At 44.0% G+C, this 910-nt stretch carries 1 pseudogene; it reads right to left on the bottom strand.

What is annotated here, in order from left to right:
* Positions 1-770: pseudogene (locus tag A3738_RS26735) on the bottom strand (cbb3-type cytochrome c oxidase subunit I); the annotation flags it as partial.
* Between the last annotated feature and the right edge of the window lie 140 nt (positions 771-910).

Raw genomic sequence — 910 nt, 5'->3', positions numbered from 1 at the left:
ATCATGCCACCCCAAGATGGAGCAAGAAGAACAAGAGACATAACCATGCCGGCTGTTTGTGCCCAATCTGGAAGTGCGCTGTAGTGAAGGTGATGGGATCCAGCCCAAACATAAAGCGAGATTAAGGCCCAAAAATGGACAATAGATAAGCGGTAAGAATAAACAGGTCGTCCAGCTTGTTTTGGAACGAAGTAATACATTATTCCTAGAAAGCCTGCAGTCAAGAAGAAACCTACTGCATTGTGGCCGTACCACCATTGCATCATTGCATCGACTGTGCCTGAGTATATAGAGTACGACTTCATAAAGGTAACTGGAATAGCCAAATTGTTACCGATATGGAGTACTGCAACCGTCAGGATGAAGCCACCGTAGAACCAGTTCGCAACATAAATATGTTTGGTTTTGCGCTTAGTGATAGTGCCAAAGAATAAAATCGCGTAAGAAACCCATACTAGTGCAATTAAGATATCAATTGGCCATTCAAGCTCAGCATATTCTTTTGTACTAGTGAAGCCCATTGGAAGAGTTATTGCTGCTGCAACAATAACTGCTTGCCAGCCCCAGAATACGAATGATGCGAGAGAGTCTGAGATCAAACGTGCTTGACAGGTTCTCTGTACAACGTATAACGATGTTGCAAACAATGCGGAACCGCCAAAGGCGAAGATGACCGCGTTAGTGTGCAGTGGTCGAATACGGCCAAAACTCAAGTATTGGTTGTCGAAGTTTAACTCCGGCCAAACTAATTGAGCGGCGATAAATACGCCTCAAGCAGCCGAAAATTGATCCTAAACTGATTATTGAAACCCAAAAGCTCCAGAAACTAGTCATGATTATCTCTCTCTTTTTCGCGCAACGTTCGTTCAGCGATATCTTCATCGTCAAATGGGAGGTTGGAAGCATCTTC

This window comes from Oleiphilus sp. HI0066 (assembly GCF_001635725.1).
The sequence above is the reverse complement of the archived record's forward strand: the minus strand, read 5'-3'. Positions and strand labels throughout refer to the sequence as shown.